13 protein-coding genes are annotated in these 25,160 nt (G+C 46.4%); 2 read left to right on the top strand and 11 right to left on the bottom strand.

Going from position 1 to position 25,160, the window contains the following annotated elements:
* The first annotated feature begins 42 nt into the window (after nt 1-42).
* Nucleotides 43-1,503 (top strand): tetratricopeptide repeat protein, encoded by a 1,461-nt coding sequence (locus FEN17_RS04905; RefSeq protein ID WP_138364164.1) that lies wholly within the window; start codon nt 43-45, stop codon nt 1,501-1,503.
* Nucleotides 1,504-1,555: 52 nt separating this feature from the next.
* Here FEN17_RS04905 and FEN17_RS04910 read toward each other — a convergent pair whose 3' ends face one another.
* The 9 genes from FEN17_RS04910 to FEN17_RS04950 all read right to left on the bottom strand — a co-directional run bounded on the left by FEN17_RS04910 (nt 1,556) and on the right by FEN17_RS04950 (nt 21,288).
* Nucleotides 1,556-2,881, bottom strand: coding sequence for a hypothetical protein (locus tag FEN17_RS04910; protein WP_138364165.1), 1,326 nt, complete (start codon nt 2,879-2,881; stop codon nt 1,556-1,558).
* A 227-nt stretch (nt 2,882-3,108) separates the two neighbouring features.
* Nucleotides 3,109-3,978, bottom strand: a complete 870-nt coding sequence (locus tag FEN17_RS04915) for a hydroxypyruvate isomerase family protein (RefSeq protein ID WP_138364166.1) — start codon at nt 3,976-3,978, stop codon at nt 3,109-3,111.
* A gap of 131 nt (nt 3,979-4,109) precedes the next feature.
* Nucleotides 4,110-6,803: a PQQ-dependent sugar dehydrogenase gene (locus tag FEN17_RS04920; RefSeq protein ID WP_138364167.1), complete on the bottom strand. Its 2,694-nt coding sequence runs from the start codon at nt 6,801-6,803 to the stop codon at nt 4,110-4,112.
* Between the two features lie 350 nt (nt 6,804-7,153).
* Entirely contained in the window at nt 7,154-8,662 is a 1,509-nt protein-coding gene (locus tag FEN17_RS04925; RefSeq protein ID WP_138364168.1) for a RagB/SusD family nutrient uptake outer membrane protein, read from the bottom strand.
* A 32-nt stretch (nt 8,663-8,694) separates the two neighbouring features.
* Nucleotides 8,695-11,892 carry a SusC/RagA family TonB-linked outer membrane protein gene (locus FEN17_RS04930; RefSeq protein WP_138364169.1) on the bottom strand — a complete coding sequence of 1,066 codons (3,198 nt, stop codon included), beginning with the start codon at nt 11,890-11,892 and terminating at the stop codon, nt 8,695-8,697.
* A gap of 448 nt (nt 11,893-12,340) precedes the next feature.
* Nucleotides 12,341-13,768 (bottom strand): DUF1501 domain-containing protein, encoded by a 1,428-nt coding sequence (locus tag FEN17_RS04935; protein WP_138364170.1) that lies wholly within the window; start codon nt 13,766-13,768, stop codon nt 12,341-12,343.
* A 184-nt stretch (nt 13,769-13,952) separates the two neighbouring features.
* The gene (locus FEN17_RS04940) at nt 13,953-16,265 is read right to left on the bottom strand and encodes a DUF1549 domain-containing protein (protein WP_138365272.1); all 2,313 of its coding nucleotides are present in this window, start codon (nt 16,263-16,265) and stop codon (nt 13,953-13,955) included.
* Between the two features lie 338 nt (nt 16,266-16,603).
* On the bottom strand, nt 16,604-18,112 hold the full coding sequence (locus FEN17_RS04945) for a RagB/SusD family nutrient uptake outer membrane protein (RefSeq protein ID WP_138364171.1): 1,509 nt from the start codon (nt 18,110-18,112) through the stop codon (nt 16,604-16,606).
* 11 nt (nt 18,113-18,123) lie between these two features.
* A complete protein-coding gene (locus FEN17_RS04950) occupies nt 18,124-21,288 on the bottom strand; it encodes a SusC/RagA family TonB-linked outer membrane protein (protein ID WP_310589757.1) in 3,165 nt (1,054 codons plus the stop codon).
* Between the two features lie 497 nt (nt 21,289-21,785).
* On the opposite strand from FEN17_RS04950, the gene FEN17_RS04955 reads away from it, so the two are divergent.
* The gene (locus tag FEN17_RS04955; RefSeq protein ID WP_229208695.1) at nt 21,786-23,594 is read left to right on the top strand and encodes a T9SS type B sorting domain-containing protein; all 1,809 of its coding nucleotides are present in this window, start codon (nt 21,786-21,788) and stop codon (nt 23,592-23,594) included.
* A gap of 40 nt (nt 23,595-23,634) precedes the next feature.
* Here FEN17_RS04955 and FEN17_RS04960 read toward each other — a convergent pair whose 3' ends face one another.
* Both FEN17_RS04960 and FEN17_RS04965 read right to left on the bottom strand, forming a co-directional pair.
* A complete protein-coding gene (locus tag FEN17_RS04960) occupies nt 23,635-24,048 on the bottom strand; it encodes a helix-turn-helix transcriptional regulator (protein WP_138364174.1) in 414 nt (137 codons plus the stop codon).
* Between the two features lie 231 nt (nt 24,049-24,279).
* On the bottom strand, nt 24,280-25,095 hold the full coding sequence (locus FEN17_RS04965) for a 2,3,4,5-tetrahydropyridine-2,6-dicarboxylate N-succinyltransferase (protein ID WP_138364175.1): 816 nt from the start codon (nt 25,093-25,095) through the stop codon (nt 24,280-24,282).
* Nucleotides 25,096-25,160: the final 65 nt, after the last annotated feature.

Consider the following 25,160-nt stretch of genomic DNA (forward strand, 5'->3'; position numbering starts at 1 on the left):
TATTTAAACTCGAATAATCAATCACAACCAAAGTTAGGATTTATGAAAAAACTGTTTTTTGTTTCTGCTCTTAGCCTTTTCAGCGTTGCTGCGTTTTCGCAGGATGCTGCCAACAAGCTAGTAGTAGACGGATTCCGGAAAGACAAGGAGAAAAGCGATAAAGATGCCTCAGATCCCAAGAGTAGTGCAAAAGCTGCCTTTTGGATGGATAGGGCAAAATTGTACGAAAACATCGCTTCTCAGGCGTCAGAGGTAGATTCTAGTGCTGCGAAAACAGCTTACGAAGCGTATAAAAAGGTTGTTGAACTGGATAAAACCAAAAAAGGTGAGCCTGGGAAATCGGCGAAAGAAGCTGAGAATGTGTTGAATGGGGGAGAAGGTACCAATCTTTTCAATGCTTTTGTAAGACAAGGTGCTGAGAAATATCAGGCTAAAAACCTGAACGGTGCTCTTGAAATGTTTACGCTGGCGCAGGAAATCAATAAAAAAGACACATTGGCTTCCTTGTATGGCGGTATCGCCGCGCAGCAGCTGGATAAAAAAGAAGAGGCAAAAACCAGCTTCGAGAAATATGCAGCAAACGGTGGAAAAGATCCTAGCGTGTACTACGGATTGTCACAGCTTTACCGCGGTGAAAACAACTTCGACAAAGCGATTGAAACTTTGAACAGAGGTTTGACACAATCTCCGAACAACAAAGATCTTAAAGCTGAGGTAGTTAACATTCTTTTGGCATCTGGTAAAGAAGACCAGGCTATCAAAGAACTCGAAGCTTTGGCTACATCGGATCCGAAAAATACGCAAAACCTGGTGAACCTGGCAATCTTGTATGATAACATGCAGAGAACTGCTAATGACAGCATCAAGGTATTGAAAGGCAAAATGGGAGCGGGTGGTAGTGCAACCGACGTGATCGCTAAAAACCTTGAAAGCGAAAAAGGAAAGATCGAAGTATACGATGGTGAAGTAAAGCGTATCGGCGGGTTGATCAAAAAACAACCTAAAAATGCAGATTTGAAACGCCAGTTGACTGACGTAAATACGAAGAAAAAAGAAAGCCAGGAAGCAATCGTAAAATTGCAGGCTGATCTGACTGCTGCACAAAATGCGTCAAAAGGAAATGATGTAGCCGGAATGGAAAAGCAAATGGCTACTTTGAAAGCAAAACAAGCTGACGCGAGCGCCAAAGCAATCGCCAATTACAAAAAAGTATTGGATGTTGACGCGGCAAACTACGATGCACTTTTCAACCTGGGTGTTTACTACTTCAACGAGGCAGTAATACTAAAAGGTGAAGTTGATAACATGAATATGACTGAGTATCAGCAACGTGGTAAAGAAATAGAAGGTCGTGTGTGTGGCAAATTCAAAAAAGCAAAACCTTATTTCGAGAAAGCCATCCAGGCAAAGGATGAAGCCGAAGCGAAAGAAACATTGACTACGGTAAATGGTGTTTTGGAACAATTTGCAGCTAAACAAGTTGCTTGCGTAGAAGAGCAATAAGCGATTTTAAATAACGAGAAAGCGGCGCCGGAGCAATCCAGCGCCGCTTTTTTTATGGCTTGCTAAACTCACACATTGATTTGGGTAACATTTGGCGGATCGTAGGTTGGCTCAATAAATCGCGCAGCCGAGCAGAGTCGGGGAAGGGGATTTCGTTTCCCGGCTTTTGGAGATTGGTACCGTTTCCGGTTTTGAGAAAGTTGCAAACATTGGTTGTCTGAATTAGGGAGTACCGATAGTTCCGGCGCATATCATGCATGTCCATCGAGAACCGGATATAATGTCCAAAAAGAAATGTTACAAAAAATGCCAGGAAAGCCCAGCGCAAAGGATTACCCCGAAACTCCTGAATTCCCCGAATTGCAAACCAGGCATTACTAACCAAACCCAAACTGAGAAGTTCGGTGTAGCGGGAGGAGACTTCCGTCATTTCCTGTCCGCGGCCATAGGCGATCGCGAGGTTTTGAGAAAATGACCAGACAAAACAGCCGGACAGCAAGATGTCAGATGGTTTGAGTTTTCGTTTAAATAATAAAATGGGGATGACGATAAATGCGGGCGACCAAAGTAGCAATGCCGGAAGCTGGTGATCGGGAACTGGCCAGCTGAGAATGTAGCCGAGCGCATTGTAAAGTTGTGAGACATTTGTCGCACGGTAAATCTGATAATTGGGAATTTTGGGAATGATCAGAAATCCGGTAACTGCGATAATTATTAAGATAGCCGATAGGATCAGGTTTTGCTTTGATAACTTTTGGCTATTCAATGTGTGCAAAAGATAGATGCTGAGAACCGCGACGGAGGTCAGCAGGCCGGAGCCCATGGTGAGAATGCTCAGCAAGCATAAAGTGACGATTCCGAATTTGGCATAGATGTGATCAGGTCGAAATGTGGCGAGGATCAGCGCCAGTAAGGTGAATAGCATTAAAAAGTAAAACTGGCTTTGAAATCCGATTAGCAGATTTTCAAAAGAGAATGGTAACGAAAACTGTGCGAGTAAAACTGGCAGGATAAATAACCTGGCGCCGGACAATGCGCGGTTTTTTACAAGTACCCAAATAAGAACAGCAGGAACCGAGGCTGCAAGAAAAACATTCAGCCGGGCGGCTGTCAGATTATTCCATTCATGGGTAATGTTGAAAACCGCGAGCGACAGTAACCGTGTTGGAAAAATGCGATGCTCATTATGTGGTTCCCACAGCGCGGTTAATTTCAATCTGCCTTCGATCCACTGTTTTAATAAAAAATCACCTTCGGCATCCCATTGATCCCAGAAAGGTAGTGGTACCGCAAATGATCCAACAATGTATAGTCTGGAAACAACGACAATCAGGAAGGTTAGTAGGACCAGAAGGTTTCCAGAATATCTACTTAACATAATATAAATTATAAAACATTTATATATGAGTTTATGGCTGAGCTGATAAGGCTTAGATTTGATCAAACCCGGCCAATATGCGGGTTTGCTTTTTCTATTGAATTCTAAGGCGCATCAAACTTTGCCAAATTACCTTGTACCAGGCTGAAAATCAAAAAATTGGACGATGAAATCCTGATCAGGTTTTTCATCATCCAATTTTTAAAATGGCTTAAATCCACAAGACTTTAAGCAATATCACAGATCTGAACGCCTTGTTTGAGTGACGCCAGCGGTTCACGCTTTGGAATAAACTCCTGAGCAACGTAGCCTTTGAAGCCAGTGTCAACAATTGCCTTCATAATTGCCGGATAATAAAGCTCCTGGGTTTCGTCAATTTCATTTCTACCCGGAACGCCGCCGGTGTGATAATGTCCAATGTATTTAGAATACTGGCGAATGTTCGCGATAACGTCGCCTTCCATGATTTGCATGTGGTAAATGTCGTACAGCAATTTGAAATTTTCGGAACCCACCATTTCGCAAAGGCCAGCGCCCCAGGAAGTATGGTCGCACATATAGTCTCTATGATTCACTTTGCTGTTGAGCAATTCCATGATCATGGTAACACCATACTTTTGCGCCGATGGCATGAGCCTTCTCAAACCGATCGCACAATTCCGCATCCCGTCATAGTCCGACATTCCGCGGCGGTTACCTGAAAAGCAGATTACAGTTGTGTATCCCGCTTCTTTTAATTTTGGAAAAATGTCCTCGTAACTTTTCACGAGCTCATCGTGCAAAGCCAGATCATTGAATCCTTTTTCGATTCCCATACCTGCGCCATTTGGCAGCGCACAATGTAAACCATATTTTTTTAAAACCGGCCACTCTTCCGGTCCCAGCAACTCGACGGACGAAATGCCCATCGCCTTACATTCCTGTGCGAAAGTGTCCAGCGGTATTTTGCTGTAACACCATTTACAAACCGAATGCTTGATTTTTCCGTTGAGCTTCGGGCCGAGCGCTTTTTGGTTGGCCGCCAAAACGTCGGTCAGCGAAAGTGCCCCGGCGGTTCCGGCTACAATATTTTTTAATGCGTTGCGTCTGCTTGACATTGCGGTAATTATTTGAATTGGTTTTTTTCTGACTTTGAAAATGCGATTGGGACAAAAAAGAAGTGATGCCACTCACGCAGCATCACTATCTTAAGTTGTTTTACTTATAATCTACTCAAAAGCGGGTTCATCTATTTTCCGCCTTTCTGGGCTTTGCCTTCCGTATAAATCGGGCTGTTTTTGCTACCGCCGGATGACAGGTAAGCGATCAGGTCACGCAGTTCTTTGGGATTCAATCCATTGATCAATCCAGGAAGCATGATAGAAACCGGCGAGATTTTGGTAGAAGTTACCGTTTTCTTCGAAACCTTCTTGATTGTTTTCTGATCAAAAGGATTCTGAGCGATATAGTAGAAATTTGCATCCTCATTCATCTGACGTCCCAAAACCGATTCACCATTATTTAATGTGTAAATCGTGGAAGCGTACTGATCGGAAACCGCCTTGTCCGGTGTGATGATGGATTCCAGCATATCTTTTGCCGTAAATCTGTTCGCCAATTGGGTCAGATCAGGACCGATATCAGAACCTTCACCTTGGATCATATGGCATCTGCTGCACAGAACCGCCGAGAAAATCATCTTACCGGTTTCAAAATCAGCACCGGCTAAACTATCCTGAACAGCTGCGACAGCTTCATCAACCTTCCATCCCCTACCCGGCCCTTTCGGGTTGTATGATTTTGCAAGATCATTTCCGCTACCGGTCAATTTATCAGCACCGGATAACTTATTGTAATAAGCCAGTTTGTCCTGAGGCACGTTTTTCAAAGCAATCTGACGTGCTTTCTCAACAAAACCAATGTAGCTGCGGCCACCCTGGAAACTGAATGCTTTGTCGTACCATTTGAAATAATCATCGCGTAACTCAGGTGTCCATCCTGTTTTGGCCTGGCTCAAAACAAATGCGTAAAACGTCTGCTGTTTCGCCGGCATCTTTTCCAGCATACCTGCAATGTCCAGACCGTATTGTGGGTTTCTCAAAATCAAATCGGCAGAAGCTGTGGCGGTTTCGTTGTCTTTGTCATCGAAAGGTTCGTTTTTCATGAGCAATGCCAAGGTGCGTTCAACCGCTTTTGGCGCTTCAAGGAAAACCAGCAACTTACTATAAAGACGGTTGCTCAGCGCAGAAGATGACGGATAATTAGGGCTCAGATAATTGGTTACCTGCGTTTTCAATGCGCCATCCAGTACACCGTAGCGGAAAAACGCTACTTCAAAAACCCGTAAAAGATCTTGTTGTCTTGTCTCAGGCAGTTTTTTCAGATCAATTGTTGTCAAAGCTTTCAGCAAAGCTTCTTTGTCAGCCTGACTTCCCTGGCGCGCCAAAGCAAGTAATGCGTAAATTTTAGTTTGCTGATTTGTTTCGGCAAGCGCTTTTGCTTTCCACTCTGCAACTGGCTGATGTTCAACTGCAAGGCGCGCTGCATAACGAACTGAGCGATCCGCATGAGCCAGATTTGGCCAGGCTGCAGCTACTGCTTTCGAGTCTACTCCCAGATGGTATTTTTCAAGATCCGTTCTCAATTTGTGCTCTGGCGTAAGGTTCACGGTAGCAACATTTGAGCCGGCTTTCAGCGATTTATAATCCTTGTAATACACCCGGTAAAGGTCCGATTCAAGACGACGGCCACCAGTCAGGAAGTACAATGCACCGTCCGGGCCAATTACACCATCCGTCAAAGGTAGTGGCGATCCCGACAGAAATTCTTCATGATCAGCTGTGTAAGTTCCGCCTGATGGTTTCAGGTGAAGTCCGTGCATGATACCGAAACTCCAATCGAAAGCCAGCAGCGTATTCTTATATTTTTCCGGAAAAAGTGCGTCTTTCAGGTAAATAAGGTTGGTGGGCGATCCTTGTCCAATGTTCATGATCGGGCCCATATTGTCTGGAAATGAAGGTGCCCATTTTGCATCACCTGTTCTCCATCCAAATTCACTAGCACTTGTTGCGTGACAAACACGGGTAGGTCTATACCACGGTGTACCGAAATCCCATTCCATATCCGAGTCATAAGTGAACATATCACCCGCTTCATTGAATGCGATATCAAATGGATTCCGGAATCCAGCGCTCACCAGTTCCCAGGTTTTTCCTTCGGGATCAGTATGTGCAATCCAGCCGCCCGGCGCCATTCTGTCATTGGCGTGACCTCTCGGATCCTTAATAAATGGAAACAGGTTATCATTTCCCCAGTTGTTAGGCAAGCGATATGAATCCATCTGTGGAAGGTCCGTATGGTTTCCGGCTACCACGAACAAAGATTTTCCGTCCGGAGAAATCTGCACACTGTGTGGTCCGTGCTCACCTTCGCCATTCATGGCTTTCAGCAATGTGAGTTTGTCATACTGGTCATTGTTGTTTGTGTCCTGCAACCGATACAAACCGCTTCCTTTTGGAAATTTCGCATTCGAGCGGTTGTTGATCATCACATAAAGACTATTGAAAGCGTACAAAAGTCCATGTGCAAATCCCATGGCGACCTTGGCAGTATCACCTTCAATCTTCAAAGTTTCGATCACCGGCTTTTCGGTTGACCCGATCGGCGGCAGGATTGTCCGGTATAATGTGCCGTATTGATCGGAAGTGATCAGGCGGCCTTTGTTGTCGAAAGTCATGGAAACCCAGGATCCATCCTGTTCCTCCGACGGACTAAATAAATGCTCGGCCTTGAATCCTTCGGCAAGTTTCAGTTTGTCTACTTTATTTCCCGGTGGCCGGTGCTTGGCGGTGCGGTTGCTCAGCATCACTCCGCAAAAAACGCCCACAGCCAGTATGGCGGCAAGTGTCATCGGGAGTTTTGACCATTGTTTTTTTGTGTACATTTTACAGTTCAGAGGTTAAGAATTGTGATTTGAAATTGAATAAATGTGCAGTTCAGCGTATTTAGAGGCTATTTTAGAAAAAGAATCTCAGTGAATGTTGCTACTGCTGTCTTAAATAAAACTAACAAAAACTTCAAATAATCTGATAGTTAGCAATATTATGGGTAATCTTTCAGCAGACCATCCTGTTGTGTCGGGTTGAAAGCCGGGAATGTCTCTTGAAAAATGAAAGAAGTGCACGAAGCGTTGGCTTGTGCACTTCTTTTTTTAATGACTGAATGATTGAATGAGCGAATGAGTGAATAGAAAAAAAGAACACTCACTCATTCAGTCATCAAATCATTCAATCATTAAAAGTTCGGCGTAAGCGCTGATTCGACAGCTGGTAATCCGTAATATGGATCCAAAATCGTGAAGGCATTGCCCGGAGGAACTGATCCGGCTGGGAAATAGTAAGCAGCTGGATTTGATTTAACACGCTGACCGTAAGGCACAATGATCTCCTGGATACGGCCGGTTCTTACGATATCAAACCATCTTTTGTTTTCAAAAGCCAGCTCTACCCTTCTTTCTTTGAAAATCGCCTCCCGCAGATCGGCTTGTGATACCGCTTTGGTAGCAGCCAGTCCCGCTCTTTTACGAACCATGTTCAGATATGGGATCGCTTCCGCAGGTTTTCCTTGCTCGTTTAGAGATTCAGCCAGGAAAAGAAGTACTTCTGCATAGCGGTACACCGGAAAATTCTGGCCTGTGTTGCCGTGCTGCGTATGTTTCCGTGCGAACTTTTTGATGTAAGGATACACTTTGTTTGCTCGCAAACTCTGGCTCAATGTCACATATCCAATGCTCACATCCTTTCTTTTATCACCAGGCTCGTAAGCTGCAATGATATCCGGGGTTGGAATGTCATTACTTTCCTGAGAAGTCGACTGCGGATTGTTGGTACCTGTGATCGGTACGAGCTCTTCTGCAGTGATTGGCGAAGGAAGGATCTGATAGATCAGGTTTCCGTTATAACCGGCCGAACCTTCCATGTACTGCACTTCAAAAACCGACTCCGCATTGTTTTTGTTGGTAGCATTTCCTGAAAATGCATCGTCATAGTTTGGCATCAGCGAGTATTCGCCGCTTTTTACGACATCCGCCATCAATGTTGCAGCGTCGGCCCATTTTTTCTGAACAATGTAAAGGTTCGCCAGCAGGGTTTTAGCTGCACCCGAAGTAGCCCGTCCTTCTTCTTGTTTTGATTTGGAAAGCAAAGAAGTGGACGCTTCTTTCGCATCTTTTTCGATTTGCGCATACACGTCTTCCACTTTCGACAAAGGCAATGCAGCTTCCTCGCGGTTGGTAACCGGCACCAGGTGAAGCGGCACAGAACCGAAATATCTGGCGAGCTCGAAATAAGCAAATGCTCTGAGGAAAAGCGCCTGACCTTTCAGGTTAGCCTTGATCGCCGCGTCAAAATCCACATCGTCGATCAGGACCAGGATCTGGTTTGCGCGGGAAATGATGAGGTAATCCTGGCGCCACTGCTGCAACACATTGTCATTGGCAGTAACACCATTTGCGGTTGGTACTGCAAAATCTGCAATGTTTTCAGTCGGGTCCACTGCGCCGTAAAGCGGGTTTCTCGCGTAATAAGCATTATCGGAATGCAGCTCACCCAGCTTCCACGCGCGGTCGTTGAAGATAGACCGCAGCGGAGCGTAAGTTGCATTTACAGCTTGTTCAAAGTCAGTTTGTGTTTTGAAAAACGTATCTGAGCTCAGCGATGTCTGCGGGGTTACGGTCAGGAATTTATCCTGGCAGCTTGAAAATGCCATGGTAGCAATGCAAGCAATGATTATTTTTTTTCTCATTATCAATATCGATAGGATGTAAATGGCTGGAATTAGAAGTTGAGGTTGATACCCACTGTCCAGGTACGTGGTATTGGATAGTTAGAAAAATCGCGTCCGAGTGATAAGTTGCCGCCGTCTCCGTTTCCTGATGGGTCAGCACTTGTTTCCGGGTTTGGTCCACCCCAATATTTGGTAAATACGTACAGCTGCTGAACAGAAGCATACAATCTCGCCGACTTGAAGATCTTGTTTTTCACACCAATGTTGTAACCCAATGTCACGTTTTTGATGGTAAAGAAAGATGCGTTCGCCAGGAATTGGGTACTTGCCCAGTCTCTTTCAAGACCTGTGTAGTTACCACCATTGTTGGTTGCGCCGAACATGCCTTTTCCTTCGGTGATGATGGTGCTCGCTACACCGTTTGCGTCATTTTTAACACGGAAACGATCTTTTACGCCAGCTACCATGTTGAATACACCGTCGAGGTTGGCAGTACTGTACAAATGTTGTACATAAAGCTGGTTACCTTGTGAACCTGAACCGGTTACCGACAAATCGAAGTTTTTATACGATACATTGTTGGTGATACCGTAAGTGAATTTCGGGAATGGGTTGCCGATCACCGTTCTGTCGTCCTGGTCACCACCATTTGTGATCACACCGTCACCGTTCAGGTCTTTGTAGCGGATCACCCCGATTGCCGAGCGGCCCGGAACAACCGGCGTATTTTTAAGTTGCTCAGCAGTAGTGTAGTAGCCATCTTTTACCAAGCCATAAAACTGTCCAAAAGGCTTGCCTACCTGCGTAATGTTCACTGCACCGTAAACGCGGTCGATGCCGTCAGCGAGTGACATTACCTTGTTTCTGTTGATCGAAATGTTCGCGTTGGTAGTCCATTTCAACTGACCTACCGTGTTGCGGGTTGTCAGAGAGAATTCATTTCCCCAGAACTTGATCTCGCCAATGTTATCATTGAAGTTTCCGAAACCGGCTTCCTGTGCGATCTGCACGCTGTAAAGCAGGTTACTGGTTCTTTTTGTATAATAATCATAGGCAAATGTGATCCGGTCGTTGAACAAGCCCAGATCCAAACCAAGGTCAAACTGTTTTGTTTTTTCCCAGCCCAGGTTACGGTTGGCAAGCGAAGTAATTGCCGCACCCGCTGCTACATTGCCTCCGAATACCGAGTTGATCGTGTTGTCAACCAAAGCATAAGAAGTATAGTTACCAATGTTGTTGTTACCAATCACACCGTAGCTCGATCTCAATTTAGCAAACGATATCTGCTTGACGTTTTTCAGAAACTCTTCGTCTGAAACTACCCAGCCTACCGAAGCCGACGGGAATGTTCCCCAGCGGTTATCAGAACCAAAGCGGGACGATCCATCCGCACGAACAGCTGCCGTGAACAGGTACTTACCTTTGAAGTTGTAAGTCAGACGCGAGAGGTATGATGAAAGCGTAAACTGTCCTACACCGCTTGAAGTACCGCCGCCGCGAGAAATGTTGATCGCACTTTGAGGTGTTGTGATCCTGTCGTCCGGATAAGTATTAGCCGAAACAGTCAAAGCCTCTTCATTGAATTTTTGAAGCGTCGCACCAGCTAGCAATTCGAAATTATGTTCTCCGAAAGATTTGTTGTAGGTAACCGTGTTTTCGTTCAGCCAGCTGTAACTCTGATAATTTGAGCGAACAGATGATGCAGTGGTTGGAATCGGTACGTTGATCTGGTAAGTCGCAGTCGATGGGTTGAAGTAAAAGAATTTCTCAGCCCGGTACTCTGTATTGAAAGAGGCTTTGATCGTCAAACCTTTGATCGGCGAATAAGCTGCGTAAGCATTTCCAAGGAAGCTGGTTTTCTTCGTTTCGTTGGTCAGCTGCTGTGCCGCGCGCACCCAGTTAGGGTAATTGAAAATGTTACCGGTACTTCCAGGGAAGTTGTTATAAGTAGTCAAATCACCGTTTGCGTCGCGGATCGGCATTACCGGCCAAGTATGCAAAGCATTGAAAAGGATACCGGTACCACGGTCACCATCTGATTTTGGTGTATTGTCAAAAATGTAAGACGGAGCAATGTTGAAGCCTAGTCTCACTTTGTCGCTCACACGGTACTCGTTGTTAATACGCAAAGAATATCTTTTGTAAGCATTGTTGATCACCACACCCTGCTGGTTGAAAACCCCCGCTACGACCGAAGTACTTGATTTTTCGGTGTTGGTAGTTACCGTCAGGTTATAGCTTTGAAGCGGCGCCCGGCGGAGCAATGCACCATACCAGTCGTTGTTTTTGCCTCTGTATTTTGAAGGATCGGTAAATTCTTCCGGTACTGGCTGGTTCTGGTCTTCGTAATATTCTTTTTTGAACTGCGCGAATTCTTCTGCATTCAACATTTTGATCAAACCGCGGTCCGGCACTTTTTGCGTACCCACATACACATTCAGGCCAATGTTGGTTTTTCCATTGGTCGATTTTTTGGTAGTGATCAAAACAACACCATTCGCAGCACGTGAACCGTAGAGAGAAGTTGAAGCCGCATCTTTCAGGATGGTAATGTCTTCAATTTCATCCGGGTTCATGTTACCGATGCTACCCGTGATCGGGAAACCGTCAATCACGTAAAGCGGATCGCTACCTGCTGAAACCGACAACTGGCCGCGGATACGGATAGACATTCCCTGCCCTGGCTTACCGGTGGTTTGGTTAATCTGCACACCAGCCAGTTTACCCTGTAATTTCTGGGTCACCTGCGACACCGGCATGTCTTTAATCTCGTCGGCTTTAATGGTCTGTACCGCACCGGTGATTTCTTTTTTCAACTGGCTACCGTAACCCACTACCACGACTTCCGTAAGTGCTTTCGAGTCGGTCGCGAGCTTAATGTTCACTGTCGAGCTGGATCCGAGGGGTAATTCCTGGGTCAGAAAACCCACGGAAGAAATGATCAATGTTCCACCCGATTCAGGTGCATTGATTGTAAAATTACCTTCGGCATCGGAAACAGTACCAGTAGTTGTTCCTTTCAATACCACACTTGCTCCGGGAAGGCCGGCACCTGTATCGTCAAGCACCTGCCCCTTGATGGTGCGGTCGACATTCACAGAACTACTTACATGTAATGGGCTAAGGGCCAGATGGTTGTCAGCCATCGCATTGAGTCCACACGCAGCGCCTATGAGCACCTGGCTCAGAGACAACTTCAAAATGGAATTCAATTTAGCGCATTGAGGAAATTGGCGAAATTGATTCATAGGATTTGATTTTGATTAAAATTCAGCAGAGATAACAGATTGGTAGACACGGGTTAATCGGGTTTTTGCATGGGTCCTTTCTTCATTCAACTCAAATTTGGTGGTCAATTTTAGATAGGGGTTTAGAAATAGTCGCAGATCGGTATGTATAAAAAATATCAACTTTTATTGTTAAAGTCTTATTTGAGTTCAACAGCAATTTTCCCATTTCTGGGAGGGCTTAAACAGGCATAAGTTGACGGAGAATTGAAATACTTTAAGAATTAAATGTTCTGGTATCTACACGACACAATTTTTAATTCTAATAGTAACATTTATGCAATAGTAGAGGGAATGGAATAACAGACTATCCTGCTCTGTCTGGTTTTAATTGAGATTTAATTAATCGATTTAGTACAAAAAAAAGCGCACTTGCGGTGCGCTTCCTTTCCTGCCTTAACTCCGGATCTTAGCTCAGCAATTCCATCACTGGCTTGCCTTTTCCATCGGGAGTGGTGTAAAATGGCCTTTTTTCAATTTCATACTGGGTGTCCGGGGCGATGCCCAATGCGTGGTAGATGGTCTGGTGGATACCGTCGATTTTTACCGGATTTTCGATGGTTTTGCAGGGACGCTCATCGGCTGTTTTTCCGTACACAAATCCTTTTTTAATTCCGCCGCCGAACATTAACATCGAGCAGCCGTCGGTAAAGTGGCGGTGCATACCATAAAATTTCAAGTCTGAAAGAATGTCCGGCTGGGCCACTTGTTCCAGTACTTTCTGGTCGGGGCGGCCTTCCACCATCATATCACGGCTGAACTCGCTGGCGAGTACGATCATGGTGCGGTCGAGCAAACCTTTTTCGTCCAGGTCTTTGATCAGCTGGGCAACCGGCCCGTCGATCTGCTTTTTCATTTCTTCCAGGCGGGTATGTCCGTTTTCGTGGGTATCCCAGCCTTTAAATGGTTCATATTCAGTAGTTACGCTGATAAACCTGGCGCCTTGTTCTGTCAGCCGGCGGGCGAGTAAGCATCCCAGACCAAACTTGCCGGTGTTGTACGTATCGTAGCTCTTTTTCGGTTCGGTGCTGAGGTCAAATGCTTTCGATTCGGGCGAATTCAATAATGCATAAGCCTGCTCCATCGAACGTTTTAATGATTCGCGCTGGTAGTCACTGCCAAATTCACCCACCGGGCTATTGTTGATCAGCTCATTGTAAAGCTGGTTTCTACGCTCAAATCTTTTTGCATCCATACCCACCGGCGGGCGCACGCTGTCCAATCCCTGGCTCGGGTCCGGGATAAAAAACGGACCAAATTCATTGCCGAGGAAGCCGGCCGTATGGAACGCTTTCAGCTCTTCGGCCTCTCCTACCGTGAACCGCTGGCCAATGTCCACAAACGCCGGGATGACCGGATTTTTAGGTCCCAACTCTTTCGCGATCCACGATCCGAGGTGCGGCGCGGCCACGGTTTGAGGTGGTTCGTAGCAGGTATGCCAGTGATATTGGTGCCGCGAATGCAGGATGTGGCCCATGTCCGCCGCCACGTACGAGCGGATCAATGTGCCTTTGTCCATCACATTCCCGATGGATTGCAGCCCGTCAGAAAAGTGAATGCCGTCGAGTTTGGTGGGCAAAGATTTGAATGTGCTCAAAACCCGGTTGCCTTCCATGTCCCTTTCGTAAGGCGTGTACAGTTTCGGGTCGAAGGTTTCGGTATGGGCCATACCGCCTGCCATCCATAAAAGAATGACGGTATCTGCGGTGGAGTTGCTGCCGGATTTGCCTTTACAGGAAGACAGCAGGTTTGCTACTGGTGCTCCCGCAGCCAGCGCAGCAAGTGTTGCAGCACTCGCATGCTGCAAAAACTCTCTCCTATTCCATTGGCTTTTCATTTTCAATTATTTTTTAAAACGCTGATTATCAAAAAATTAAACCGTAATATTTATTTTACTTTTTATACTATTAATATTTATTTTTCTTATTTAAAATATCGATCATTTAAAAAGTTACGTATGTAATGATCATATTGTCTGGTTAATGCTATTGGTATGTTTGATACATTCAGAATGTGCTGTATTAATAGATCAACTGAAACTCCGGAACCAATGCAATCGCCCATACCAGATCTTGGATTCCTTCCTCGCTCGGCACCGGTCCGAGTATCTTTTTGGCAGCCGCAATCTCTTTCGGGAGCGGCGTGCGGCCCAATGCTTTTTGGTACAGCTCAGTCACCAGCGAGTCCGACGTCGGATATTTGGTCTTCCAGTTTTTCGCGCCCTCTTTTAATGTTTGGGTAAACTTGCTACCATTGGTTAGTTCCAATGCTTGCAGCAAGTTGGCCTGCGACGTCCGGCTCGTACTCACAGTCTCCCGGTTAGGGCGACCCAGTGAAGTCAGGAACGGATCGTTTTTCACGAGGGCTGCGCGGGCAAAAGGAAGTTTCGGTTTAATGTCCTCAGGTAAGCGTTTGTAAACAATCGCCGAGTCGGCATACATCGGACTGAATGCTACACTGATCGCATCCGAGAACTGTTCGGCCGAAAGCCGCTTTCTTACCATGCCGGTAAACTTGTAATTGTTGGCCATAATGTCCTGCGCTTCTTTCACGGACGTTGAGGGCAGCTGATATGTTTTGGAAGTGACGATCGTGAAGATCAGCTTTTTCATATCATAACCATTTGCGACAAAATCGGAAGCCAGCCAGTCGAGCAAGTCTTCGCTCCACGGTACATTGTCCATCGCATCCACCGGCTCCACAATCCCGCGACCGAGCAGCTGCGCCCATACCCGGTTTGAAACCGTACGGTAAAGACGTCCGTCTTTGGGCTGCACCAGAAAATCTGCAAGCTGACGCAAGCGTTTTTCGGTACTTGCATTAACACTGATCTCACCCAGTTCCGGGAAAAGGATTTTGGTACCAGCGATTTTACCCGTCGGCTTGTCGCAGCGGTTAATCTCTAATAAGGTATCTGCAAAAATGTTCGCGAATGCATAGGAGTCGGCCAGTTTCCAGTCACTGATAAAACTGTCGTGACAGGAAGCACATTTCAGGTTGAGCCCTAGCATCACCTGTGCCACATTCTGGGCGGCCTGCATTTCAGTACGCTGGCTCGAATTGATGGTGCCGCGCCATTTAATGCCTTTTATAAATCCTTCGGAGGCTTTGTCGGGACTGATGAGCTCTTTTACAAAAAAGTTGTAAGGCTTGTTGTCCTGCAAAGAAGTGTAAAGCCATTTGGTAATGTCAAAACGGCCACCGGTAATGTAGCCAGTTCCGGAATAATCATTTCGCAACGCGTCATTCCAGAATGTCATCCAATGTTGCGCATAGTCGTCATTGCGGCTCAGGAGCTCTTTCGCAAGAATCTCACGTTTGTCGGGACGGCTATCTGCTATGAATGCGGAGATCTTTTCAGGTGGCGGCAGTAAGCCGATAACATCCAGGTAAACCCGGCGGATGTAGGTGCGGTCATCGACAACCGGTTTCCAGGCAATTTTATTTTTTTGAAAATAAGCATTTACAAAAAGATCCACTGGCTTGGTCAGATCGCCGGTTGGCGCTGGTACCGTCGGCATACGCGGTTCGAGTTCTGCCACGCGGTAAATACTTTTTTGCTTGCCGTCGGGCCACAGGGCGCCTTTTTCAATCCAGTAAGTCAATACCTTGATTTCTCTTTCACTCAGGCGTTTTCCTTTGGTCGGCATCGCCTCTTTGTCTCCTTTCGGAAGAGATATGCGCCTGATCAGTTCACTTTTGTCGGGATGGTTCGGGATTACGACCACGCCATCTTCGCCGCCTTTCATAATGGCATCTTTGCTGTCGAGGCGGAGGTCGCCTTTGGTTTTGGTTTCGCTGTGGCAGCTGTAACAGTTGTGGGCCAGGATTGTGCGAACTTCGATGTTCAGTTCCTGTACTTGCTGCGGGTTTAATGCACCATTATTGGTTAAGACAAAATCCGCCTCGGTTTCACCTTCTGGCTCTTTTGTCCCGCCCGCGCCGCCAGGTAACACGCTTGACAGATAGTCATCGCCGTGGGTTAGCATTGCGCCATAATGTCCGGCAAATGATACGCCAAATACAGTGCAGAACAAGAGTGACCGGAAGATCGCCCTGTTTTTAGCTTTCAAGGCAAAAAGCGCCACAACCGTCAAGGTCATGGTCGCAATACCCGACCATTTGTGAATGTTGAATGTTTGCCCGCTCGCATCCTCTGAGTCAGCCAGCATGAGTCCGAAGACCACAGCAAAGACCGCGCTGAACGCACCCACCCAGGTCAATATAGAAATCGCATCGCGGAGAGCGCCCGACTTGCGTTTCCAGTCTAAAATTTCAAGTAAGAGGGCGACGCACAAAAGTCCAATCGGAAAATGCACGAGCAGCGGATGCAGCCGCCCTAAAAATTGCCAAAGCCAGAAAGTTTCGTTTGCTTGGAGTAACACAATATAAAAAATTATGGGTTTAGGAATATTCAGTATAAAGACCTGAAATATTTTGCAATAGTAAAATGATTGAAAATTGGCACTATCCTGCTCTGTCTTGTTTGAATGTGGCGGGATAGCAGTGTTTTGGAGAAATGTCTTGAATAAAAATCAGGAGATCAGTGAAATTTAGTAAGCACAAAGTTAGTAGGGTAACGATTTTGAAATAGTTAAAGTTACAGTTATTCTCAGAATGTGTCAAAGACGGACATTTTGGTAAAATATCCGTCTTTGACAACAAACCACCATTAATAGCCCGGATTCTGGGTCAATTTGGCATTGATCAGGATTTGTGGGGCCGGGATCGGCAGGTAGTATTCATTTTCTGTGTATACATAATCTGTCGAGTTAAAAGGTACGTTTCCGCGGTCCACGGTTGGTTTTTCACGTTCTTTTGCGCCATGAGCATTCATAAATGCGGCCCACTGCGCCGGGGTCATCGTTCTTTTCAGGTCGAAGAAGCGCTGGTTTTCAAAAGCCAGTTCCAGACGGCGTTCTTTCAACACGGCAGTCCGGAATGCAGTTTTGTCCAAAGCGGTCAATGCGGCTAAGCCAGCGCGTTTTCTTACCTGGTTAAGGTAGTCCAGAGCTTCTGCGGTCGGGCCAGTCTGTTCGTTGATCGCTTCCGCCAACATTAAGAGCACATCGGCATAGCGCAGCACCGGCCAGTTGGTATTGGTCCGGTTTACGATGGTATGCGCATAGTTGTATTTGGCAACATAAGGCACCGGATATTCTTTTCCATCCAAAGTAAAGCTGGTTTTCAGTGAAACATCTTTGCGCAAATCACCTTTTTCGTATGCATTGATGATGTCATTGGTAGGAACATTACGTCCGCCGTTTCCACCGGCAGAGTAGCCTGTTACCGCGCCTTTTGAAACCCTCGGTGCAAAAACATATTCGAAGTTGCTCCACTCACCCAGGTCATTATCGCCCTGGTACTGCACTTCGAAGAGCGACTCTGGTCCATTCTTTTTCGCCGCCGACGGATCGAAGTTATCCGCGTAGTTGGCGTTCAGTGAATAACCCAATGTGGTTACCTCTTTCAATGTAGTGACCGTTTCGGCGTATTTTTTCTGAACCAGGTAACTTTTGCCCAGAAGTCCCAGCGCGGCCCCTTTGGTAGCGCGGCCTTTGTCGGCAGCATTGGTGTATTTGGCTGGCAGCAATGTGCTGGCTTCTTTCAAGTCTTTTTCAATCTGTGCCCAAACCTCCGTTTGCGGAGATCTTACCAGATCAAATGCCGGGTCCGGTGTAGCCAACGTCGAAGTCACGATCACAACGTCGCCAAAATACTGCACAAGATTAAAATACAAGTAACCTCTCAAAAATTTGAGCTGCCCCTCGATTTCCTTTCTAGCTCCGTCTTCAAGGGTTGCGCCCTGCATTTTTTCGAGAGTCAGGTTGCAGTTGTAAAGCGTCGCATAATAGTTGTTCCAGATCGCGGCGATCTCACCATTACCTGAGTTTACCGTCCCGAATTCGAATGCTTCCCAGCCGCCCGCGCCACCACGGTCGGAAGGGTTGAGGTCGATGGTCGTGTTATCTGTATAAAATTCGCCGGCCAGGTAAGCGGTGTTGGTGATGGATTGCAGCTGGCTATATACCCCGTTGAGGGCTTGTTTCACCTGCGCTTCGTTTTTGTAAAATACATCCACCCCTACTTTCGTCGGGTCCGTCTGGTTGAGGAAGTCTTCGCTGCACGACGTCTGCAAAAGCGCGGCAACGACCATTCCCAGTATGATTGATTTTTTCATTGTCGTCAATGTTAGAAGTTTACTTTAATACCAGCTGAGAATGTTCTTGGAACAGGGTACGACTCGTCGTCGTTGTTCAGTTCCGTACCGCCGCGCACACCGGCGTCGGGGTTATTTCCAGGATATTTGGTGACCAGAAGCAGGTTGGCAGCATTGATGAAAATGCGGGCGTCGGACAGGATACCTTCCAGTTTTGGCAGCGTGTAGCCGATTGTTACGTTTTTCACCCACATGTGCGTGCCGTCATATACATATCGCTCGCTGCTCTCGCGTGACCATTTGAAATAATCGGTACCACCTTGTGAATGTTTGTCATTTGGATTAGGGCCTGGATTCTCAGGAGATTTCCAGCGGTCTTTCGCTTTTTCCAGCACGTTGAATACACCGTCCATGTTCATGGTTGATGCTTCAATGTTCCGGTAAATGTCGAATTTGTAGGCACCCATCAGCAACACGTTCACATCGAAGCGCTTGTAATCAGCGGCCACGGTCCATGCCCAGTTGAATTTTGGGTTAGGGTTACCAATAATGGTCATATCCTTGGTATCGTAAGACACAATGCCGTCGGGGCTGCCATCCGGATTTCCGTGCAAGTCGGCAAATTTCATCGCGCCTGGTACCGCGCCTTCCTGCAAAGGTGCTTTGTTGATCTCATCCTGGGTGTTGAAAATGCCCAGCTTGCGATACCCGAAGATCATACCGATCGGCTGGCCTACCTGCTGAATGTTGTACCCGCCGTACTGGCTTCCCTGGAGAATAAAATCATTCTGGCCGCGGATGGCGAGTACTTTGTTGCGGTTAATGGTAAAGTTCACATTGGTACGGAAGTTCACCCCGCCAAATCTGGTTTGATAAGTAGCCGCCAGCTCAACGCCCTGGTTCTGCACTTTACCCAGGTTTTTCAATGTTGAAGTAAAACCGGACACCGCAGGAATGCTGTATCCCAGCAACATATCATCCGTGATTTTCTTGTAGTACTCAGCCGTGAAGACGATCTTATTATTTAACAAAGACAGGTCAAGACCAATATCTGTCTGGTTTGATTTTTCCCAGCTCAATTCTGAGTTGGCAAATCGGGTTACCGTTTTACCTGAAACGACGGTATTGTTAAATACATAATTGTTCAAGCCGAGGAAGGCAAGGCTGGCGTAGTTACCATCGTCCCCCGAGTTTTGACCTACACCAAAGTTGTTGTTGGCACTCACGGCGTAGCTGTTGTTACCCGTCATACCCCAGCTGGCGCGCAGTTTCAGGTCAGTCAGCCAGTTTGCTTTTGGCATAAATGATTCTTCGGAAAGCCGCCAACCTACCGAAGCTGCCGGGAAGTTACCAAACTGGTGTCCTTCGCTGAACCTCGAACTTCCTTCACGACGGAAAGAGGCAGAGAATAAGTATTTGTCTTTGAATGAGTAGTTCAGACGGGCCAGGTACGCAATCATGGTCCATTTTCTTTCAATGGAGTTGGAAGAACGGATGGTTGCATTGCCAAGATAGGGCGACAGATCGTCCGGGAAAGTGTTACCTGAACCATAAAGACCTCTTACAACTTCCTGCTGCGCGGTGTAACCCAGCAAAGCATCGAAATGATGATTCTCTCCGAAATTATGATTGTACGTCAGCAACTGGTCAGCCGAGTAGTTGCGTGTTTCTTCCGAATCGTCACGTTCTGTTGCAATCCGTGGAGGCGCGCCGCTGCTACCTGTCGCCACCGGCAAACCGATTGTTGAAGGCACATATTCCTTATAAGTATTGTAGTTGATTTTCGCATTCACCGAAGACCGGAATTTCAGTCCTGGCAAAATTTTGAGCTCCACATAACCATTGGAAAGTACGTCGGCAATGTTCCGGTTGCGCTTGATGTTTTTCAACATATATAATGGGTTCGGAAATCCGAAGATGTCGCCCACACCATTATAATAAGGAATCAGCTCGCCTTTCTCGTCATAAGCCGGGTAGCGCGGGTCAGCTATCAGTGTTAAACCCACTTGTGCATTACGTCCGTCGGTACTAGCCAGGCTCGAACGCGAGTAGCTTCCCGCAATGTTCATACCCATGCTGATAAACTTGTTCACATCGCCGAAGAGATTGGTACGGACCGATGCGCGGTCGTAACCCGTATATTGCAGGGCACCATCTTCCTTGTAATAACCTGCCGAAACGACTGATTTGATTGGGCCTTTTCCGGATGATAAAGTGACGTTAATGTCCTTGTAAGGTGCATTGTTGTGCAGGATCAGGTCAAACCAGTTAGTCGAATACTTTGTGTCCGCGGGATTACGGAAATCAATGGGGATCTCCTCAGTCGAAGGCTGTCTTTTATTGGCCAGAACAAACCGTCCGATGAACACCTCCTTCTTAAACTGCGCAAAATCCTGTCCGTTCAAAACCTTCGTTTTTCTGGAATCAGGCACATTTTGCACACCGTAATCGATGGATACATTCAGGCTGGTCTTGCCTTCCTTGGCCGATTTAGTTGTGATCAGAACCACACCATTGGAACCTCTCGCACCGTAAATTGCCGTTGAAGCCGCATCTTTCAGTACCGAAATGGTTTCGATATCATTGGGGTTCAGGTTTTGTCCAACCGAAATACCGACAGGAAAACCGTCGATAACATAAAGTGGATCCGAGCCGGCTCCCAATGAGCTGATACCACGTACTTTAACCTCGAACTGCTGACCTGGCGTACCGCTTTTTTGCTTAATAATCACACCCGGCGCCTGGCCCTGGATCATCCGCGTTACGTTGGATTTCGGCATTTCACCAATGTCGTCAATGTTGATGACCGACAAAGCGGAGGTGATATCGCGCTTGCGCTGGGTACCGTAACCGACCACAACCACTTCTTCCAGGGCTTTGGTATCTACCACAAGCTGCTGATCGATAGTGGATTGATTACCGACAGTAACCTCTTTGGTAAGGTAGCCGACAAAAGAAAAAACCAGCACATTGGTGCCGGTTTCCGGAACACTGATTTCATAGTTACCGTCAGGGTTAGTGACCGTACCCACGCTCGAACCTTTTAATATTACGCTCACGCCCGGCAGCGCAACGCCCTTATCGTCAGAGACTTTACCTTTCACGGACCGGTCTACCGGCATCTTCACCGGATCGCCGTATTTATTTGTAGTGATGCCTGCCTGAGCCAGGCCAGCACACAGAATGCTCAAAAGCACCGGGGCAAATAGTATTTTGCTTAGAAATTGCCGACCAGTGCTGGGTCGTAATAGTCGAGGTACATGCATAAGCTAGATGATTGATGTTTTAAAGGTTTGGATTGAGTTAAATCGAATGTGAATGGGTGGTTCATTTGTTACATGGCGATTGATTTTGATGGAACATGAGTTGTGAGTTATTTAATAAGTACAATAAATGGTTGGAATTATACTTATTCCCGCAATAGTATTGGTTACAAAAGCGCCTACTATCCTGTTCTATCCGGTTATGAGCCAAAATGTGTAAGAAAGAAACAATTAATATAATTATACAGATGTCGATTTTTCGCGCAGATAAAATGTCGTTTTGGTGAGCATTCACTATTTTTACGCATGTGCAATTGATAGCGATTCTTCTTATGGCCCGAGGTGTACTGCGCATTTTTCTCCTTCTAACACTGTTAATCAGTTTTTCTAGCACTGTCTGCGCCAATCATATCGTGGGTGGAGAGCTAAAAATGTCTCCAAGAGGCGGCGGTAACAAGTTTAAAATCACGCTTATTCAGTTTTGGGACAAAAATCATTTGATCGAAAGCACGCCTACTTCTTCCGGTAACCGTGATGACTATGCGGACCTGTATATTTACCGCAAGCGTGACAATGCTTACATGACCGGGCTCAGGGTCAACTATATCAATTCGGAGACGATTTCTTACCAGAATAAGGCTTGTGCGGTGGTTCGGTCGCTCAATACTTCAAAGGGCATTTATGAGGGTGATGTGACGCTCGATCCGCAGATTTACAATGATCCGGACGGCTATTATGTTGCCTGGGAACGCTGCTGCCGAAATGCGGATATCAACAACATTGTTGCGCCGGGAGACAATGGAATGGTGTTCTATCTCGAATTTCCGCCCGTTACCATCGCGGATTCTGCTCCTGAATTCTATGCGCCAAATGGGCAGTACATTTGCATCAACCGCCCTTTTTCAATGACCATGAGCGCCACCGATGCGGATGGCGATGAACTGCGGTATTCTCTGGTCACACCATTTCGGGGCACGACGGATCCACAGCAGCCTTTTGGTACCAAGACTTCTAAAAGCAGCTACCCTACCATCACTTGGGAAACAGGCATTTCCCTGGCGAGTGTGATCCCGGGCAGCAGCCCGCTGAAAGTCAGTAATACCGGTATCTTGTCTGTCACGGCCAATCACCTGGGGTTATATGTTTTTACTGTTCAATGTGAAGAATACCGGGCCGGAAAAAGGATTGGCGTCGTGCGGCGGGATTTTCAGTTGTTGGTGATCGATTGCAATGATGACCAGCCAGAGCAGCCGGTGATTACGATGCAGGCGAGCCCTGTGCAGGAAGTGACATTTTGCCCGGCAAGTCCTGTTCAGCTCGAAACTGAGAGCTCTTCCGATTGGTCGTACCAGTGGCAACTCAATGGTCTGAACATCCCCGGTGCAACCAATGCCACGATTACGGTGACCGACTCCGGCAGCTATTCCGTAGTGAAAAGTTATACTAAAAAATGTTCACGTGATACCAGCTCACAGGTAGTGATTGCACATTATGCCGCTCCGATCGAGGCGGTCATTTCATCTGCCAAAGACACGCTTTGCCAGAACGAATCCGTCAATTTATTAGCGAATGGCGGCACGCTGAAACCCGGTGAATCCATTAGTTGGACGAGGGACAATGTGGCCCTGGAAGAAAAGGCGGCAAGCCTGACCATCAGCACAGCTGGTACTTATTACATTGAGATTAAAAATGGGACTACTGGCTGTGCGGGTAGGGATACGCTACGAATTGAGCAGGAAACTTTAACGGTGACTTTGCCAGCTAAAAAAGGCATAATCGAGACGTCAAAAACGACCCTGACTCCGCTGGTGACTCCGCCCAATCCCTCCTATTCTTACGCCTGGTCACCGCCCGACGGGCTTGTATCAAATGCAGATGCACAAGCTGCCACAGTTTCACCCACGCAAGATACTGAATATCACTTGACCGTCACTTCACCAAACGGATGCACTGCGGAAGCATCGACGCTGGTTTTCGTGATTGATAAGATGCACATTCCCAATTCGTTTTCTCCTAATAATGATGGTCACAACGATACGTTTCAGATCTATAATGCGAAGGATCAAATTGTAGAAATGCGTATCTATAATCGCTGGGGTGAACTGATTTTTTACTCTCCCGGGTACGAAAAACCGTGGGATGGTACCTATAAAAACGAACCTGTACCGGCGGGAAGCTATCCCTACATCATAAAGACGGAAGAATCTGAAATGAATGGTACTATCCTGCTATTGAAGTAGTTACTATATTTACCGAAAGCTGATAACTAATTTAACATTGTTAATTAGCGTCTTTGTATTCTTTAAATGAGCCGTCAGTATAGAAAATCAGTACACGCTCTATTTTCTTTTCAATACTTACGCTCTTCTCCTGAACTTCCGCAGCTGCTGGCTGCTGTGATTGTTGCCGAGTACTTACCCGAGGTTTACTAACTCTGGGAATTTCTGATTTTACATAACTGCTGGTCTCGCTAGTGGCGATGCCTGTGGGCAGATTCTCATCTTCAAAAACCCAGTTCAAACCCAGATCAGGAAAACGTTTTATAATCTTCTGGATAATGTCGAGACTGGGCTTATTTCTGCCCGCAATGATGTGTGACATACTCGATCGCTGTATCCCGATTTCATCCGCGAAAATGGAAGGCGAAATGTTTTTGTCCGCTAATATCTGCTTGATCTTTTCATTCAGGTCCATCAATTCCAGCTGTAAATTGTGATTTACAAATGTACGGTATACTTCCCTAAATCGAAAGTTAAAACTCGGCTAATTCAATAATGTAAATCGTCTGTTGTAATTTAAAATATTGAATTGTGATTGGTTTACAAATGTTAACCATGTTGATTTGCAAGCGAATACACAAAAAAAGTACGGCACATCACTGCACCGTACTGAATAAAAGCTTTTAAAATTCTCTATGAACGAATGTCAGACAGCTACGTGATTATCGCGCAATGCTTCGTTCAGGGACGTTTTAAGATCTGTGCTCGGCTTTCTCTTTCCGATAATCAAAGCGCAAGGCACATGGTAGGTACCGGCAGCAAATTCTTTCGGCAATGTTCCTGGGATCACTACGGAGTCTTCCGGCACGAAACCTTTGTATTCCACAGGCGTAGAGCCTGTAACATCAATGATTTTGGAGCTGCCCGTAATTGTCACACCAGCGCCTAGCACGGCTCTTTTCCCAATATGTGCGCCTTCCACGACGATACAGCGGGAGCCGATAAATGCACCATCTTCTACAATAACCGGCGAAGCCTGCACGGGTTCCAGCACCCCGCCTATCCCTACGCCACCGCTCAGGTGAACATTCTTTCCGATCTGTGCGCAGCTACCTACAGTGGCCCAGGTATCAACCATGGTACCTTCATCGATATATGCACCAATGTTTACATAAGATGGCATAAGCACAACACCCTTTGAAATGTATGCACCATACCTGGCTACGGCCGGCGGAACAACACGCACGCCTAATTTGTCGTAGCCGGTTTTTAGTTTCATTTTATCATGGTATTCAAAAATCCCGACTTCGCTAACCTCCATCTGTTGAATTGGGAAATAAAGAATAATCGCTTTTTTTAGCGCTTCATTTACTTCCCAGGTGCCATCTTCTTTTGGCTCGGCAACTCTGATGCGTCCTTTATCGAGTTCTTCAACGATTTCCTTAATGTAAGTTCTGGCCGATTCCTCCTTTAAAAGTTCGCGGTTTGTCCAGTAGGATTCAATTTCTTGGGCAAATGTCATGTTTAAGTAAAGAGTTAATGAAAATTATTTAATCCGTTCATTTACAGCTACTTACCTACCATTAA

This window comes from Dyadobacter luticola (assembly GCF_005860805.1).
Taxonomy (GTDB): Bacteria; Bacteroidota; Bacteroidia; order Cytophagales; family Spirosomataceae; genus Dyadobacter; species Dyadobacter luticola.

Coding starts and splice junctions, on each gene's coding strand:
- FEN17_RS04910 (WP_138364165.1), bottom strand. CDS start 2,881: ATGTTAAGTAGATATTCTGGAAACCTTCTGGTCCTACTAACCTTCCTG.
- FEN17_RS04925 (WP_138364168.1), bottom strand. CDS start 8,662: ATGAGAAAAAAAATAATCATTGCTTGCATTGCTACCATGGCATTTTCA.
- FEN17_RS04960 (WP_138364174.1), bottom strand. CDS start 24,048: ATGGACCTGAATGAAAAGATCAAGCAGATATTAGCGGACAAAAACATT.
- FEN17_RS04965 (WP_138364175.1), bottom strand. CDS start 25,095: ATGACATTTGCCCAAGAAATTGAATCCTACTGGACAAACCGCGAACTT.
- FEN17_RS04945 (WP_138364171.1), bottom strand. CDS start 18,112: ATGAAAAAATCAATCATACTGGGAATGGTCGTTGCCGCGCTTTTGCAG.
- FEN17_RS04955 (WP_229208695.1), top strand. CDS start 21,786: ATGTCTCCAAGAGGCGGCGGTAACAAGTTTAAAATCACGCTTATTCAG.
- FEN17_RS04935 (WP_138364170.1), bottom strand. CDS start 13,768: ATGAAAAGCCAATGGAATAGGAGAGAGTTTTTGCAGCATGCGAGTGCT.
- FEN17_RS04930 (WP_138364169.1), bottom strand. CDS start 11,892: ATGAATCAATTTCGCCAATTTCCTCAATGCGCTAAATTGAATTCCATT.
- FEN17_RS04915 (WP_138364166.1), bottom strand. CDS start 3,978: ATGTCAAGCAGACGCAACGCATTAAAAAATATTGTAGCCGGAACCGCC.
- FEN17_RS04905 (WP_138364164.1), top strand. CDS start 43: ATGAAAAAACTGTTTTTTGTTTCTGCTCTTAGCCTTTTCAGCGTTGCT.
- FEN17_RS04920 (WP_138364167.1), bottom strand. CDS start 6,803: ATGTACACAAAAAAACAATGGTCAAAACTCCCGATGACACTTGCCGCC.